This is a genomic window from Acinetobacter sp. V102_4 (genome assembly GCF_031799005.1).
Lineage (GTDB): Bacteria > Pseudomonadota > Gammaproteobacteria > Pseudomonadales > Moraxellaceae > Acinetobacter > Acinetobacter calcoaceticus.
Genome location: NZ_JAVQNR010000052.1, coordinates 280,506 through 297,067, shown reverse-complemented (window position 1 = coordinate 297,067; position 16,562 = coordinate 280,506). Strand labels below are relative to the sequence as shown.

Sequence of the window (16,562 nt, the reverse complement as noted above, 5' to 3'; positions counted from 1 at the left end):
TTGGCAAAAGTACAGTATTTTTCATGGTTCACCATGCTTTTAAAACTTTTCTTCTAGTGCAATCAACCTAATTGGTTAAAAATAACAAAAAAAACCTAGTCATCGAAATGACTAGGTTTGTTTAAATTAGCTGCAATTGAGCAAATGATTTACTCAGCTACAGGATTTGCTTTCTTTGGTGGACGACCACGAGGACGACGAGGAGGGCGATTTGGTTTGTCCAGATCTGCCTTAGAATCTTCTGATTCAACCTCTGCATTAGCTTCTACTGGTGCTACAGCTTGTTCAGTGGCTGCTTTGGCTTTTGCTCTCGGTTGTTTCACAGCCGGAGCTTCAACCACAGTTACAGCTGGTGCTTCTTCTGCGTTTGTTTCACTTTGCGCTACTTCAGCCACCTGATCAAGCTCAAGCGGTTGTTGTTTTGACTCAACAGGTGCTTGCGTTTCAGCAACAGGAGCAACAACAGTTTCTTCAACAACCGGAGCTACAGGAGCAGCTTCTTCTGGTGCAGAGTGTTGTTGTTTAACTTGCTCAAAAGCTTGTTCAGCAGCAAGTTTTGCTAAACGACGACGTTCACGTGGATCATTAGCAACACGTGGTGTCGACTCTTTTTGTGGCGTCAATGCAAGTACAGGCGCAGGCTCTGCTTCTTGTGACGGTTTGTTGCTTGGAAGCTCTGCATCACGAGTAACAGGCTTCTTGTCTTCAGCATCAGACGCGACTTCTGTTACTAGAGTACTTGCGTACTGTTCTGCAAATTTTAGCAATGCACGATTAAACGTTGGAACTAAACCAAACTGTTCAATCAATACTGTGCAGTCTTCACCATAAACATGACGAATCAAGCTACCAATTGTGTATTGCGCCAAAGTTGGAATTTGCGATGGGGCAATAGACGGTACCGCAGCTTTGGCACGTTTTGCGTTGCGTTGTTCACGGCGACGCATACGAGGATCATTACTCGCACGTTGAATTTGCGGTTGATTTTTGTTGTGTGCTGGAGGAGGAGTAATTTCTTCTGCTTCAGCAGTTACTGTCTCTTCTACAACAGCAACAGGTGCTGGAGCTGGCTCTTGAACGACTTCAACAACAGGTGCTGTTTCAGTACGTTTAACAGGCTGCTCAGGAGTTAAAGCGATAATTTCGCTTTGTGCCTGATCAACATTGATCACTAAGGCTGTATTCATGACTTCGTGCTTTGGTGCATCAATCAAATCAACCTTAATTTGTTTCTCATCAACAACTATTGGTGCCGGCGCATTTTGATTTTCATTTAATACGCTTGGATCGCGGTGGCGATTTGGACGGTTCGGACGTTGTTGATTATTACGGTCACGACGCGGCACGGCATTTTCAGTTTGTTGTCCATCATTTTGATGTTGTGGATGTGGCTGATCAGGGTGCGGACGTTTTTGTTGACGTTTTAACTCACGTTGTTCTTGACGTGATAACTGTACAACTTCTTCATGAACCTGTTGTGGTTGTTGCTGCTGTTGTTGTGGCTCTTGAGTATGGTGATGTTGTTCACGTTGCTCTTTGTGCTTACGTTTTTTGTTGTTTGGACGTTGTTGTACTTTCTCGTCTTTTTCAACATTCTCACGAACTTCCTGTTTAGCAGGAGATTGCGAAATATAAGCATTGTTAGATGGCGCCGAAACAACTTCAGCAACTGCTGGTACTACGACTTGTCCAAACTGGCCACGGCTTACAGCGCCAGTATTCACCATTTGTTCAATTGACGCAGCAGCGTTCTGTGCCGAACGAGATTGGTCAACAGTTTTAGCTTGTTTTTGAACAAAAAGGTTCTCTAACCATGCACAAGGGCTCGCTGCTTTTTGAGTGCTTGGTTGAGCAGCAGAAGGTTGAGCTGGTTGATTTACTTTCTTTTGACCGGCTGTGTTATTTGCAGCAGGAGCTGCATGAGCATGGCCATGATCTGCTTCTTCTAAATGCCATTCAGAAGATTCATAACCTAACTCTTTCTCACTTGAACGAGTTGCTTCAGTACGTTCATAGCTAGATGGTGCAAATCCATCTGGATTGTACTGAATTTCATAATGAGGTGTTTCTAAGTGTGGGTGAGGTAAAATAGTCACACGAACACTAGAAGTTTGTTCTAAATAAACAAGGCTATGGCGTTTTTCATTGAGTAAGAACGCTGCAATTTCAACAGGAACTTCTACTTGTACTTCACCATGACGTTCACGAAGTGCAATTTCTTCTACTTTACGCATAATTGAAAGCGAAAGTGAGCGTAAGTCACGGACCATACCTGTGCCATGACAGCGTGGGCAAACATATCCAGTTGCTTCTTCAAGTGATGGACGTAAGCGTTGACGGCTCATTTCCATTAAGCCAAAACGAGATAATTGGCCAAACTGGATGCGCGCACGGTCGCTTTGTGTTGCTTCACGAAGTTTTGCTTCAACCATGCGTTGGTTGCGTTCTTTAGTCATGTCAATAAAGTCGATCACAACTAAACCGCCAATGTCACGAAGACGAAGTTGGCGAGCAATTTCTTCTGCTGCTTCTAAATTTGTATTAAGCGCAGTTTCTTCAACGTCATGTCCACGAGTCGATTTCGCAGAGTTAATGTCGATTGAAACTAAAGCTTCGGTCTGGTCAATTACGATTGAACCACCAGAAGGAAGTTTTACTTCACGCTCGTAAGCAGTTTGAATTTGGCTTTCAATACCAAAATGAGCAAACAATGGCTCGTTTAAAGTATAAGTTTTAAGTTTGTCTAATTGACGAGGCATTACTGCTTTAACAAAGTTATAAGCTTCGTTATAGGCTTGTTCGCTATCAATTAAAATTTCTGCAACGTCATCACGTAAGTAATCGCGGATAGCGCGAGTTACTACACCAGCTTCTTGGTGAACAAGCATTGGAGACGGGCCAGAACTTGCTGTGCCTTGGATTTGTGCCCAAAGGTCAAGCAAATGCTGTAAATCTAACTGTAATTCTTCTTGAGTACGGCCAATACCTGCGGTACGCACAATAACACTCATGCCGCGAGGTAAATTTAAAGAAGCTAAAATTTCTTTTAATTCTTCACGTACAGAACCTGAAATTTGACGGCTAATACCACCGCCTTTCGGGTTGTTTGGCATAAGAACCAAATAACGTCCTGCAAGTGAAATGAATGTAGAAAGGGCAGCGCCTTTGTTACCACGTTCTTCTTTTTCAACCTGAACAAGTAATTCAGTACCTTCAGTGATGAGTTCACGAATGTTTGAAGTTTGTCGCGGGTCTGCTTGGAAATAGCTGTTCGCAATTTCACGCATAGACAAGAAGCCTTGACGACCTGCGCCATATTCAACAAACACAGCTTCTAAAGAAGGTTCTACGCGGGTGACATGGCCTTTATAGATATTGGATTTTTTCTGTTCTCGGGTACGATTTTCTAAATCAAAATCGTAAAGACGATTACCAGTGATAAGTGCAACGCGGACTTCTTCTGCGTGAGTTGCATTAATCAACATACGTTTCATGGGTGTGACACCTAATAGTGACCCACACAAACATATCGCACAAACTTAAAGGTTCTGAACGAACATCGAACATGACGGATCATTTCCCAGATCTCAAAATATTTGTGGTCTGAGTCATCTGTTACCGGCTACATTTAGCCTGAACTTCGATTCTCGTCTGTGATGTAGGCAATACTGCTTCAACCTTTAAATCGGACTTCCTTAGTGCTTCACTGGCGGGTGAGCGGTACATTGGTTAATGACTTTCACTGTCATTGTGCGCGAAGTGACTTCTTTTTAGAAGTTTGATACGGAATGTTCATCGTATCGGTGCTTTCGGCAGTTCCAATGCATCAACGCTTTAGCCTGAAGGCAACATTAAGGAGCGATTTGTCTGATGTGTATCAGTTTACGTTCCATAACCAACTAGAGTTGGTAACATATTTTTTTGAACAAACTGAATTAAACGCAACAGTTTGTCATTTTGCCGATATAATAAGCCTTCGGCGTCGGCATAATTCTTTAGGACCTATCCGAGCTGATGGTGAAAGCATCATTTTGATTGAGGTTTCAATCAGGGAAATTCCCTATTAGATGTTCACTTACGGCGGTATCCGTGCGCTGACTATATCAAACCTTGCAGCATCTGCCTATGGGCTAAGCTTAGATTTCTTGTGAAAAAACTAAGCTAAACGGTCATTTATTAATCAAATTTAGCAAAATTTCAGGTTTAAATATTAGTATGAATTCTACACAGCAATGGCAAAGTGTCACTTGGTTTGAGGTGGATGAACATCAAGCAGGACAGCGAATTGATAATTTCCTGTTCTCGCGTTTAAAAGGTGTACCTAAAAGTCGTATTTATCGTTTGATTCGTGAAAGTCAGGTTCGAGTAAATAAAAAACGTGTTAAAGCTGAGACTAAACTTGAGATTGGCGATCAGATTCGTGTTGCTCCAATTCGTTATGAACAAAAAGATGAAACAACCGCTCCTGTTAGTGACAATGTAGCACAAAGCTTATTAAGCCGTATCGTCTATGAAGATGAAGGTCTATTAGTTGTTAATAAGCCTTCAGGTATTGCTGTCCATGGTGGCAGTGGTATGGCATATGGTTTGATTGAGGCATTACGCGCAGCGACTGGCAAAAAATATTTAGAACTTATTCATCGTATTGACCGTGATACTTCAGGTCTGGTCATGATTAGTAAAAAACGTAGCACTTTAAAACTACTACAAGATATGTTGCGTGAGCACAAAATTCGTAAGACCTATGCTGCGATTGTTAAAGGTCAAGTGAGCCTAGATAAACAACTGATTGATGCGCCTTTATTGCGATATGAACTGGCAAATGGCGAGCGTCGTGTACGTGTGACTAAAGATGGCAAACCAAGTAAAACTGAATGGGTTGTAGCAGAGCGCTTTAAAAATGCAACATTAATCCATGCGTCACCTTTGTCAGGTCGTACTCATCAGATCCGTGTGCATGGTTTAAGCATTGGACACCCGTTGATTGGCGATGATAAATATGGGCACACTACTGCGTACACTGGCCCTGAAGCACGTCGTCTATGCTTACATGCGATGCGTTTAGACATTCCAGGTTATCCACCGATTGAAGCACCGTTACCAGAAGATATGACCCAGTTATTAAAGGCTTTGAGAGTGGCAAAATGAGTCTAAAAACCGAATTAGTTATTTTTGACTGGGATGGGACTTTATATAATTCTGTTGGACAGATTGTTGCGAGCTTACAACATGCCGCAGAGCAGCATGAATTGTCTTTAACCGATGAAGCAGCAAAAAGTATTATTGGTTTAGGCTTGCCTGAAGTCATGCAAACCTTATTCCCAGAAGCACCTGAGTTGCATGATTCAATTTTAAAAGCGTATGGCGATCACTATATTGCGAACTCTACAAATGATGCATGGTTCGATGGTGTTGCTGAACTCTTACATGACTTAAAAGCTCAAGGTTTAAAACTTGCAGTCGCAACGGGTAAAAACCGTCGTGGGTTAGATCGTGTAATCGCAAAAACACAAAGTACTCATCTTTTTGATGTGACTCGAGCAGCCAATGAAACCCGATCAAAACCAGATCCACTTATGTTGCAAGAAATCTTAACAGTCACTGGGGTGAGTGTTGAACGTGCGGTCATGATTGGTGATAGTAGCTATGACCTTGAGATGGCCCAGCGTTTAAACATGCCACGAATTGGTGTTGGTTATGGAGTTCATTCGATTGAAGTGCTGCAACAATTCCAGCCTTTAACGATTGCCAAGGATGTTCAGGAACTTCATAACTTTTTAAAAGGTTATGCTCAGTTACCTACAATAGATGTGGCTTAATTTAGAATAATACAAAAAGGGGGAATTGATTCCCCCTGAATTAAAGTTAAATAAAACAATAAGAAGAGAGATATGAGCCGTTCTATTCGCCTATTAAATCTTTTGCAACAACTCCGTGAAGCCCGTTACCCAGTCACTGCGCAAGTTCTCGCTGAGCGTATGGGAATTAGTGTGCGAAGTATCTATCGGGATATTGATAGTTTACGTGAGCAGGGTGTAGAAATTGAGGCATCGGCAGGTATCGGTTTTCAGCTTAAAGAAGATATTGTACTACCACCAATGACGCTCAATGAAAATGAAGTTGAAGCTATTTTTTTAGCATTGTATTGGTTGAAGAGTGTGCCAGATCAATCATTACAATCGGCATCTACAGCAGTATTAGCTAAATTGAATTCTGTTTTACCTGAACATCGGCAATATTTATTACAGCAAACGACTTTAAGAGCGTTTAATACATGGCTGCCTGTAGATGAAAATCGAGTTGAACAGGTGCGTTTAGCTATTCGGCAGCAAGTCAAAATTTCGATGCATTATCATGATGAGCAGCAACGAAGTAGTGTTCGAACCTTGTGGCCTTTTGCCTTGGGATATTTTAATGACAAAATTGTATTGGCTGCATGGTGTGAACTCAGGCAGGATTTTCGACATTTTCGACTCGATCGTATTCAACAGCTGAGTTTAAGCCAAGAATTATACCCATCATTTAAGCAACAACTATTTCAGCAGTGGTGGGCACAAGAATCGCAGACTACTGACAAAAACTGACAAAGAGGTTTTGTAGACTAGGACCCACGATAAACAAGGAGCCATAAAAATGAGCCTTAAACTTTATACTAACAAAGAGTCGCGTGGTGTTGTGATCGACTGGCTTTTAGCCGAATTAGGTGTTGAGTGTGAACGTATTGAAGTTGCATACAAGACCGAAATGAAATCACCAGAATATTTAAAAATTAACCCTTTTGGAAAAGTGCCAGTATTGGTGGATGGCGATGTCGTGATTTATGAGCTAGGCGCGATCTGTGCTTATCTGGCTGATAAATTTTTCGACAAGGGGCTGGCTCCGGCATTAGATGATCCTAAACGTGGTTTGTACTATCGCTGGTTATTTGTGATGGCAGGTCCATGGGAAGCTGCAGGTGTTGATAAAGCCCTTGGAATAGAGGTATCCCCTGAGCAAAAAATGTTTGTGGGCTATGGTGATTATAACGATGCTTACCAAGCTTTAGTGCAAGGCTTGAGTGAAGCAAATCCGTATGTGTGTGGCGAACAATTTACCGCAGCAGATGTAAGTGTTGGAGCAATGCTTTTATGGCAATTGAAAATGGGTGTGATTGAATCACATCCAGCCATTACACGCTATGTTGAAGCAATTAAGCAGCGTGAAAGTTTGCAAGCGTTAGGTGCGGTTTTCTCCAGCTAAGCTTTTAAGTAAAAAGTCATCCAAACGGATGACTTTTTGTTTTTATAAATAAGAAGTTAGTTGGTAAGAAAGCCAGCAGCAACGTTAATACAAATTGCTAAAATTGTGGTGTTAAAACCAAATGACAACACGGCGTGAAATAAATTTAAAAGCCGCATATGTTTGGTGGTAATCGAAACATCGGCAGTTTGAGCAGAGGTACCAATAATATAACTAAAGTATAAAAAGTCGGGATAAGTTGGATGTTCTGTTCCGGGAAAATCTAAACCGCCATTTTCTTCATTTCTAGACAAAGCCATATAGAAATCATGTGCGTAATGTAGGGCAAAAACGCTATGCATAAATAGCCATGCAGAAACAATTGTTAATAAAGCTAAAGCTACATGCCCTAGCTTTGCAGAACTCTCAGAAGGAAGCTGTGAGAGTTGGATTAGAATAGCCACTAAACACATGGCTAAGGCCAATAAAACAATCAGCATAATGACCCATTTGCTTTCATCTTGTTTTTTGGCTTGCTGTTGCATTTTTGAATGATCGCAACTTTTCATAAGTTGCAAAATATATAATAGATATACGCTAACAGAAGCATTCCAGCTGACTAATAAAATCGTTGACCATTGCCATGAAGTTAACCACGTCAGAATCATTGCTGTGATAAATCCAATGAATAAAGCAATAAAGAAGTGAGGGCGGTTTCGTACACTACGTCCAAGATGTTGAAATACTGCAACCATTTTCCTAATCTCCTTTTACTACATGGTAAATATATTATTTTTTATTAAATGGTGAAAATAATATCCAGTTTTATATAGATTTTATTCCAAGATTTTCAATTGTATTTAAGAGATATTTACTTTGCCGAGTAGATAAAATAGAACAAAAGCAGGGGCTAAAATGTTTATAAAAAGTATAAAATAAATAAAAATAATATTTACTTATACTTTTTATAAAGGTGTTCTTATTAATCATCTACTTAAAAATAAAATATAGCTTTTCTGATTAGGTGTGAGTTAAGTTTTTATCTAGATGAAATACTTTAGTGAGTTGATCAATGAACTTTTGGACGCCTAAAGACTGTGAGTTTTTACGGTAATTTACGAATAAATCCAGTGTTGGTAGCTCGATATCAAGCGGGCGGACTACCGTATTTTTGATTCCTAAAGGTGCAACGTAGGCAGGTAAAATAGTACAACCTAATCCAGAACCAAGAGAGTTAATATTAAACAACATGCTATCTGCTTTTTGAACAATATTGAGGTTAATATTGTGAGTTTTGGCAAAGTCTAGAATAGTGTTATGTAGTGTTTGTGACTGCTCGGCAGCAGGAATAATAAAATCAACGCCTTGTAAGGCATGGACAGGAATTCGGTCATATTGAGTAAGTGGGTGATTTTTAGGAAGTAAAAAAATCAGGGGTTCAGTCAAAACAAATTGGCTTTGGATATCATCACTATCTGTATTTTCTCGGGTAAAGGTAATGTCCAACTCACCTTTTTTTAAGGCTTTAAGTTGTTCAGTATTGTTTAGGTTAGATAATTCAATGATGAGATCGGGGTGTTGTAATCGCAGATTAGGGAGAACGTAAGGGAAAATTTTCATTTCTGCAATGGGGACAAAACCGATACGCAACAGTTGCTGTTTAGCCTTAGAAACCTGTCTTGCCATGGCAACTGCTTTTTCAGCCTGAGCAAGGGTTAGGCGAGCATGTTCTAAAAATACTACGCCTTCTTCGGTTAATTCAACTTTACGTTTAGTACGATTTAAAAGTCGTACACCAACATCTTCTTCTAAATCTTTAATCTGTTGGCTAAGGGAGGGTTGTGCGGTAAAAAGTTTAAGAGCGGCTTTACTAAAATTTAATTCTTCAGCAACGGTAATGAAATATCGGAGGTGGCGTAGTTCCATAAGACTAATCCAAAAAATGTCTTACTATGATTTATGTGAAGTATAAAGCATAAAGGGATATAGCGTGAAGATACTTTAGGTATTTATAAAATAAATGGAATTTAAATTTTCATTAAGGATTTAATATGGGGAGCTGGGTTTTAATAATTCATAAAATATATTAATTGTTAGATGTTAAATGCATTATCTTTACTTAATCAAAGAAATATTTAAATGTTTTAAATATTAATATGATTGATTCTCATATTATGCAAAAGTGGGGAGTAATAAAATAAATTTATAAATGTACTTTTCTCAGAACTATTAATTTGGAATTGTTACTAAATATTTTTTCTCTATATGTTGAAGACTTTTTAGGCTGAAAAAATTAGGACTAGGGTAGTGGAGCACCGTAGTTCTATGACTACTTTCGGTAGCTTACTTATTGTTATGTTATACAAGTGCTCTTAATAAGAATGGTAATTATCGATGCATAAACTCAACACATCTATGCATTTTTTATGGCAAGCTAATTCAACTTATGTTGGCTGTGACCACAATAAAAGGGATATTTATATGATAAATAAGTGTAAGTGCCATAGCTTAATTTGTTTTAATTGTTAAGATAGAAACCTGAACACATCCATTCTGCCGATGCTAAAGCATAGAAAAGCCCATGAAAGACAAGCCGACATTAACATATCAATTGCCGACTCAGTCCTGTTGGACGCATACATGGATAAAACCTCCTTTTTATCATCCAGAGTCAGGGCGTGAATCAGATACACGTTTTTATAACCAGCAACCTAAATTACCGGCTAGAGGCTCAAAAGAGCTATTACGTTGGTTAGCCACTCGTGAGTCTTATACATGGAATGTTGATATTCAAAGTGAATATGAAACCCGTATAAATACAGCTGTGGCTTTACCTCAAAATCGACCCCATGCAGATTTGGATGATTGGCAAGTTTGGTTTGTTGGGCATGCTACAGTTTTAATTCAGATCGGACCTTATAACTTTATTACTGACCCAGTATGGTGTGATTACGCAAGCCCTTTACATGGGCGTGGACCACGCCGTGTATGCCCTGCGGGTTTTGCGTTAGAGCAATTACCGACTATTCATGGTGTTTTACTCAGCCATAATCACTATGACCATATGGATTTGGCTACACTCGATTGGTTGCATAAAAAATTTGCAATGCCGATTTATACGGGTTTGGGAAATGGTTTTTATCTACCAAAAGAATTTCATGTGATTGAGATGGATTGGTGGCAAGAAATTCCCTATCACGAATTAAGAATAATCTATACACCTGCACAGCATGGATCGGGCCGTGGTCTACGTGACCAAAATAAAGCACTCTGGGGAGGCTTTTCGGTTGTTGCTAAAACAGGTCATTGTTTCTTTGCAGGGGACACTGGTTATGCAGGGCATTTCAAACAAATACATGCACGTTATGGGGCGCCACGTGTTGCTTTGCTTCCCATAGGTGCTTATGAGCCACGTGCCTTGATGAGCTATGTGCACATGAATCCACAAGATGCGTTACATGCACATTTTGATTTACAGGCCCATCGTTCTATTGCGATTCATTATCGGACTTTCCAGTTGACTGATGAAGGTCGTGAAGATCCAGAACATGCTCTTGGACAAGCAATTAAAGCTTCGTCAAAGCTTGCGAATCCTTTTTATTGCATTCGTGAAGGGCATAAATTAACTGTGTAACTCCTAGATAATTTTATATTTAAATTTAAAAAGCCAGTTCAAATTGAACTGGCTTTTTATTATTTTGACCTAAATTAAGCTAAGTCAAAACGGTCAAGATTCATGACTTTAGTCCATGCAGCTACAAAGTCTTGAACAAATTTTTCTTTACCATCTGCCTGAGCATAAACTTCTGCTAAGGCACGCAAGATTGAGTTTGAACCAAAGACTAAGTCATTACGTGTTGCAGTAAATTTTACTGCACCTGTTTTACGGTCTTTGCCTTCAAATACTTCGTTTGATGAGTCAACAGGTGCCCACACCGTAGACATGTCGAGTAGGTTCGTGAAGAAGTCTGTGCTGAGTATACCAACTTGCTGAGTGAATACGCCGTGTTGTGAACCATCCCAGTTGGTACCTAGTACGCGTAACCCACCAACCAATGCAGTTAACTCTGGTGCAGTCAAAGTTAGTTGCTGTGCTTTATCAATTAATAATGCTTCAGTTGCTGCATTAACTCCCTCTTTTTTCCAATTTCTAAAACCATCAGCAAGGCCGAGGAGTAATTGGAAAGATTCGACATCAGTTTGACTTTGTAAAGCATCAACACGACCAGAGGCAAATGGAATGCTAATATTGAAACCTGCCGCTTGAGCAGCTTGCTCTACACCAACGTTACCTGCGAGAACAATTAAATCAGCCAATGACAATTGAGTTGATGCTTTGATCTCTTCAATTTTAGTTAAAGTCTCAACCGCTTTTTGGTTTACTTCCCAATCACGTTGTGGCGATAAAGCAATGCGGGCGCCGTTTGCACCACCGCGTTTGTCTCCACCACGGAAAGTTGAGGCTGAAGCCCAACCAAGAGAAACCAACTCTCCAGCAGATAGTCCCAGCGCAACAATTTTTGCTTTAGCATCAGCAATGCTAGCAGGAGATGGTATAGCGCTGGCAGTCGGTAATGGATCTTGCCAAATTAAGTCCTCTGCAGGAATTTCTGGACCTAAATAACGTGCTTTGGGACCCATATCGCGGTGAGTTAATTTAAACCATGCACGGGCAAAAGCATTGGCGAAAGCTTGTGGGTCGTTATGAAAGCGACGGGAGATCTTTTCAAACTCAGGATCAAAACGTAAGGTCAAATCTGTAGTGAGCATTGTTGGCTTACGTTTAATTGATGGATCGAATGGATCTGGGATGATCGCTTCAGCATCTGCTGCTACCCATTGAATTGCACCAGCAGGTGAACGTTCTTGTACCCACTCGTATTTGAATAGGTTTTCAAAGAAGTAATTGCTCCATTGTGTTGGAGTTTGCGACCAAATAACTTCTAAGCCAGAAGTGATCGCGTCTTTACCAACACCTGTGCCAAAGCTATTTGACCAGCCAAAGCCCATTTGTTCAATTGGTGCTCCTTCAGGATCAGCCTGAACATGGTCAGCAGAGCCAGCACCGTGAGTTTTACCTAAGGTATGACCGCCAGCAATCAATGCGACAATTTCTTCATCATCCATTGCCATGTTGCCGAAAGTCGCACGAATAAATGGTGCAGCCGATTTTGGATCGCCACTGGCTTGTGGACCTTCAGGGTTCACATAAATTAGACCCATTTCGGTTGCAGCTAGATTGCTGCCTTCCAATGCTTCAGAGTTTCGATGAGCTAACCATTCTTTTTCATCGCCCCAGTTTACATCGTTGTCTGGTTCCCAAACATCTTCACGACCAGCACCAAAACCAAAGGTGCGGAAGCCAGAAGACTCAAGCGCAATGTTACCCGCAAGAATAAATAAATCTGCCCACGATATTTTTTGACCATATTTTTGTTTAACTGGCCATAGCAAGCGGCGTGCTTTATCTAAGCTCGCATTGTCAGGCCAACTATTTAATGGTGCAAAACGTTGTTGGCCGCGACCAGCGCCACCACGGCCATCGCCCATACGATATGTGCCAGCAGCATGCCATGCTAAACGAATAAATAAGCCTGTATAATTTCCCCAATCGGCTGGCCACCAATCTTGGGAATCGGTTAACACATTTTTGATATCAGCTTTGAGTGCGTAGTAGTCAATTTTTTTAAATTCTTCGCGGTAATCAAAATCCTTACCAAGTGGATTAGAACGTTCTGAATGTTGGTTGAGCAAGTCAACGCGTAATTGTTTTGGCCACCAATGTAAACTAGGCGTACCACCACCGACTGTTACTTCCGGTTTTGAGTTATGACCTGAAAAAGGACATTTTGATTCGTCTGACATGGCTATATTCTCTCTGGGTAATAATTATTGAGCTCTTGATAAAGTAATAGGGCTCATTTTCCTGGACTTCTGGGTTAAAAACTCATGTTTATCAAATAAAGAAATGAGTGAACAAATGGTGAGAGAAACCGTTTAAAAATTCTTTTCACTGAGATGTTAGCCCATTATTTTTTATTTAATAATGCATCAGATTCCTTTAATTGTTATTCCTCCAATTTACTGTATGAAGGTGAAAAAACAAGAGGAAAAATAAGCTGAAGGCTGTAAATAATGATGCATAGAATTACCTCTTCAATTGTTGGAACAACGTAAGATCTTTTAATAACGCTCTTTAAATATACTAGAAGTAGAACTCTTATTTTTCAAATGGATTAAACTGTCAGTATTGATTTGAAAAACCGATTGTGTTTTTGTTTAATTTAAAAAGTAGGGCAGAACTGAGAGTGAAAAGAAATTTTTATAGTCAGTGATCGTAGAAGCTATCTAAAATAAATAAAGGAGAGCATTGCTCTCCTTTATTGTTTATATATTAAACATTTACGATTCGATTTGATTTGACCATATCTGCTAAACCGTGAGTTTTAAAGTAGTACTCAAGCCAGCTTTTCACAATGAGTGGATTATTCATTTTCATGACATCATCAAGTAGTTTTTGTGCATCTGTCATAGGTACATGACAAATTGCTTTTCGTACTCGCAAAATGTTACTCGAACTCATTGAAAGGGTATTAAAGCCCATCGCCATGAGCAGAATTGCAGATAATGGATCACCTGCCATTTCACCACAAATACTAATAGGTTTTTTGTATTCATGACATTCTTTAACTAAGCGAGTTAAAGCACGTAGAACGGATGGGTGGAAGTGCGAGTAAACGTTTGCTACATGTGGATTATTGCGGTCAACTGCAAGTAAATACTGAGTTAAGTCATTTGAACCGACTGAGAAGAAATCGACAAGTTCAGCAAACTCATCAATTTGTAGTAGTACGCTTGGTACCTCAACCATAATTCCAATTTTTGGCTTGGTAATTTTAACTTGCTCTTCTTCTTGCACCGCCATCCAGTCACGCTCAAGTAAATAAAGTACTTCTTCGACTTCACTTACGGTAGTCACCATTGGCAATAAAATATGCAAATTATTTAAACCAATACTTGCTTTGAGCATTGCGCGAATTTGTGACGAAAAAATCTCGGGATGATCGAGCGTGAAACGAATACCACGCCATCCTAATGCCGAGTTTTCTTCTTCAATACTGAAGTAAGGTAAGTCTTTATCGGCACCAATATCCAGAGTTCGCATTACCACAGGTTTGTTGGCGAAGTGACTCAATTGTTGACGATAGATTGCACGTTGTTCTTCTTCACCCGGGAAACGCTCCCGTAACATGAATGGAATTTCACTTCGGTATAGACCCACACCTTGAGCACCGCGTTGTACACCGCGAACCACATCAATCATAAGGCCTGTGTTTACATAAAGTGGAACAGATACACCATCTGGAGTAATCGCTTCTCTTGTCTCGTATTGTTTGAGATCTTTTGCGATCTGCTCATCTTCTTTTTGAATTTCTTTATATCGTTGGCGTAAACGACGTGGAGGATTTACAAAAATACGACCTTGATAGGCGTCCACAATCATTTCTGCATCATCGAGTGTATTAACTGGCAGCTCAGTGACGCCAACCACAGTTGGAATTCCTAGTGCTCGAGCTACAATCACCATGTGTGAGTTGGCAGCACCTTCGGAGGTTACGATCGCCGCAATATTATCAACTGGTAGTTCGACTAGTGCCGCAGTACTAATTTCTTCACCAATTAAAATACTGTCTGGACTGAGCTCACGGTGGCTAGAATCTTCTTCTTGCAACGAGGCTAAAATACGTCGGCCTAAATCTTTAAGATCAGAAACTCGCTCACGAAGATAGTCATCTTCCATTTGTGCAAATAGGGCAGTGTGCTTTTCAATGACACGGCGCACAGCACCTTGTGCCCAATGCCCGTCACGAATGAGTTCTTTAATTTCTGCCGGCAATGCATTTTCATCTAGCATTCTTAAGAAAACACTAAATAAAGCGCGTTCTTCTGCCATTAATGAATCATGCATTTTTTCATCTAAAGAACGAATCTCTGAACGAACTGATGAAATGGCTTGATCTAGAAGTCGAAGTTCATGACTAATATCTTCTGCTTCACGGTCAGGTACTGAACCCAAATCGGCAGGCGGATATAAAATAATAGCGCGACCTAAAGCAACACCGCCTGCACCTGAAGCACCTTGAAAGGTTTTATAGGCAGGGCCATTACTTGGTTTACGAAATACGTCAATATTTCCAACTGCGTGAGCGTGGGCAATAACACCAGAAAGCTGGGCACACAGAGTAACTAAAAATGACTCGGCTGCTTCGCTAAAATCTTGAGGAAGTTTGTTTTGTACAACCAAAACACCCATAACCTTACGGCGATACATGACAGGTACGCCGAGGAATGAGTTGTAAATTTCTTCACCTGTTTCAGGTAAATACATGAAACGCTCATGTTTTGGTGCATTGTCAAGGTTAACTATTTCTTCACGTTGCCCGACCAGACCGACCAAGCCTTCACCGAGTTGCAGTGAAACATGGCCCACAGATTCTGGATTTAAGCCTTTAGAGGCCATCAATACATAGCGCTGATTGCGTTCATCGAGTAAATAAATAGAGCAAACATCCACTTTCATGGCCTCAGCAACCTGATTGACCATGGTGTCTAATGATTCATGCAAACTGACGGACGCATTAACTTCTTGGACAATGCGCCGTAGAGTGTCGAGTTGCATGTTTGACATGGATGTATACTCCAGTATTTTTTTAGACTATGAATGTATTTATAACAGCACTTTCAATAAAAATCATTTGCTAGATAAATGATTTTTAGGGTAATTGTTGCATCGGCAACTGTGTACACAACTCCACCATGGCTTTGCGATAAACATCACGCTTGAAGTTCACCACTTGTCCAAGAGGATACCAATAGCTAACCCACTGCCATTCATCGAATTCGGGTGGGTCAGAGAGGTCTAACTGAATATTTCTTGCATGCGCAGTCAATTTCAGTAAAAACCATTTTTGTTTCTGTCCGATACATACGGGGTCAGAGTCTGACCGAATGTACCTATGTGGCAAACGATAACGCAGCCATCCTTTGGTTTGCGCAATAATCTGGACATGTTCGGGCAATAAGCCGATTTCTTCTCTCAGTTCTCGAAAAAGTGCCTGTTCAGGGGTTTCTCCAAACTGAATGCCTCCTTGTGGAAATTGCCAAGCATTGTGACCAATGCGCTTTGCCCATAAAACCTGTCCATCATCGTTTGCCAAAATGATCCCGACATTCGGTCGGAAACCTTCTGAATCGATCATTTGGCTACCTAAATATTGTCTATATCGTTGACTTTAATCGCGGGGACAAACACTTTTTTATGTCCAGCTCGAAAAGATCAAAGT

At 40.5% G+C, this 16,562-nt stretch carries 11 protein-coding genes; 5 read left to right on the top strand and 6 right to left on the bottom strand.

The window, feature by feature from the left end:
* Positions 1 to 149: 149 nt before the first annotated feature.
* Complete coding sequence (locus tag RMB13_RS19980) at positions 150 to 3,494, bottom strand: Rne/Rng family ribonuclease (protein WP_311086153.1); 3,345 nt, start codon at positions 3,492 to 3,494, stop codon at positions 150 to 152.
* Between the two features lie 721 nt (positions 3,495 to 4,215).
* Between RMB13_RS19980 and RMB13_RS19975 the strand changes: the two genes are divergently transcribed.
* From RMB13_RS19975 to RMB13_RS19960, 4 genes are all read left to right on the top strand, one after another.
* Entirely contained in the window at positions 4,216 to 5,148 is a 933-nt protein-coding gene (locus RMB13_RS19975) for an RluA family pseudouridine synthase (RefSeq protein WP_003654686.1), read from the top strand.
* Positions 5,145 to 5,819 carry an HAD-IA family hydrolase gene (locus RMB13_RS19970; protein ID WP_205469948.1) on the top strand — a complete coding sequence of 225 codons (675 nt, stop codon included), beginning with the start codon at positions 5,145 to 5,147 and terminating at the stop codon, positions 5,817 to 5,819. The genes RMB13_RS19975 and RMB13_RS19970 overlap by 4 nt, the downstream gene beginning before the upstream one ends.
* 72 nt (positions 5,820 to 5,891) lie before the next feature.
* Positions 5,892 to 6,584, top strand: a complete 693-nt coding sequence (locus tag RMB13_RS19965; RefSeq protein WP_311086152.1) for a YafY family protein — start codon at positions 5,892 to 5,894, stop codon at positions 6,582 to 6,584.
* A 49-nt stretch (positions 6,585 to 6,633) separates the two neighbouring features.
* On the top strand, positions 6,634 to 7,239 hold the full coding sequence (locus RMB13_RS19960; protein ID WP_311086151.1) for a glutathione S-transferase family protein: 606 nt from the start codon (positions 6,634 to 6,636) through the stop codon (positions 7,237 to 7,239).
* A gap of 56 nt (positions 7,240 to 7,295) precedes the next feature.
* Here the strand turns inward: RMB13_RS19960 and RMB13_RS19955 are convergent, their stop codons facing one another.
* Both RMB13_RS19955 and hcaR read right to left on the bottom strand, forming a co-directional pair.
* A complete protein-coding gene (locus RMB13_RS19955) occupies positions 7,296 to 7,973 on the bottom strand; it encodes a DUF1345 domain-containing protein (RefSeq protein WP_056483017.1) in 678 nt (225 codons plus the stop codon).
* Positions 7,974 to 8,238: 265 nt separating this feature from the next.
* Positions 8,239 to 9,144 (bottom strand): DNA-binding transcriptional regulator HcaR, encoded by a 906-nt coding sequence (gene hcaR / locus RMB13_RS19950; protein ID WP_005037060.1) that lies wholly within the window; start codon positions 9,142 to 9,144, stop codon positions 8,239 to 8,241.
* 655 nt (positions 9,145 to 9,799) lie between these two features.
* On the opposite strand from hcaR, the gene RMB13_RS19945 reads away from it, so the two are divergent.
* Positions 9,800 to 10,852, top strand: coding sequence for an MBL fold metallo-hydrolase (locus RMB13_RS19945; protein ID WP_005037058.1), 1,053 nt, complete (start codon positions 9,800 to 9,802; stop codon positions 10,850 to 10,852).
* Positions 10,853 to 10,926: 74 nt separating this feature from the next.
* Here the strand turns inward: RMB13_RS19945 and katG are convergent, their stop codons facing one another.
* The 3 genes from katG to RMB13_RS19930 all read right to left on the bottom strand — a co-directional run bounded on the left by katG (position 10,927) and on the right by RMB13_RS19930 (position 16,478).
* On the bottom strand, positions 10,927 to 13,083 hold the full coding sequence (gene katG / locus RMB13_RS19940; protein ID WP_311086150.1) for a catalase/peroxidase HPI: 2,157 nt from the start codon (positions 13,081 to 13,083) through the stop codon (positions 10,927 to 10,929).
* A 529-nt stretch (positions 13,084 to 13,612) separates the two neighbouring features.
* Positions 13,613 to 15,907, bottom strand: a complete 2,295-nt coding sequence (ptsP, locus tag RMB13_RS19935; RefSeq protein WP_004640970.1) for a phosphoenolpyruvate--protein phosphotransferase — start codon at positions 15,905 to 15,907, stop codon at positions 13,613 to 13,615.
* Between the two features lie 85 nt (positions 15,908 to 15,992).
* Entirely contained in the window at positions 15,993 to 16,478 is a 486-nt protein-coding gene (locus RMB13_RS19930; RefSeq protein ID WP_003654696.1) for an RNA pyrophosphohydrolase, read from the bottom strand.
* Between the last annotated feature and the right edge of the window lie 84 nt (positions 16,479 to 16,562).

Bases quoted from the DNA above. Each gene is read 5' to 3' on its own strand.
- RMB13_RS19980 (WP_311086153.1), bottom strand. From the start codon at position 3,494: ATGAAACGTATGTTGATTAATGCAACTCACGCAGAAGAAGTCCGCGTT.
- RMB13_RS19975 (WP_003654686.1), top strand. From the start codon at position 4,216: ATGAATTCTACACAGCAATGGCAAAGTGTCACTTGGTTTGAGGTGGAT.
- RMB13_RS19970 (WP_205469948.1), top strand. From the start codon at position 5,145: ATGAGTCTAAAAACCGAATTAGTTATTTTTGACTGGGATGGGACTTTA.
- RMB13_RS19965 (WP_311086152.1), top strand. From the start codon at position 5,892: ATGAGCCGTTCTATTCGCCTATTAAATCTTTTGCAACAACTCCGTGAA.
- RMB13_RS19960 (WP_311086151.1), top strand. From the start codon at position 6,634: ATGAGCCTTAAACTTTATACTAACAAAGAGTCGCGTGGTGTTGTGATC.
- RMB13_RS19955 (WP_056483017.1), bottom strand. From the start codon at position 7,973: ATGGTTGCAGTATTTCAACATCTTGGACGTAGTGTACGAAACCGCCCT.
- hcaR (WP_005037060.1), bottom strand. From the start codon at position 9,144: ATGGAACTACGCCACCTCCGATATTTCATTACCGTTGCTGAAGAATTA.
- RMB13_RS19945 (WP_005037058.1), top strand. From the start codon at position 9,800: ATGAAAGACAAGCCGACATTAACATATCAATTGCCGACTCAGTCCTGT.
- katG (WP_311086150.1), bottom strand. From the start codon at position 13,083: ATGTCAGACGAATCAAAATGTCCTTTTTCAGGTCATAACTCAAAACCG.
- ptsP (WP_004640970.1), bottom strand. From the start codon at position 15,907: ATGTCAAACATGCAACTCGACACTCTACGGCGCATTGTCCAAGAAGTT.
- RMB13_RS19930 (WP_003654696.1), bottom strand. From the start codon at position 16,478: ATGATCGATTCAGAAGGTTTCCGACCGAATGTCGGGATCATTTTGGCA.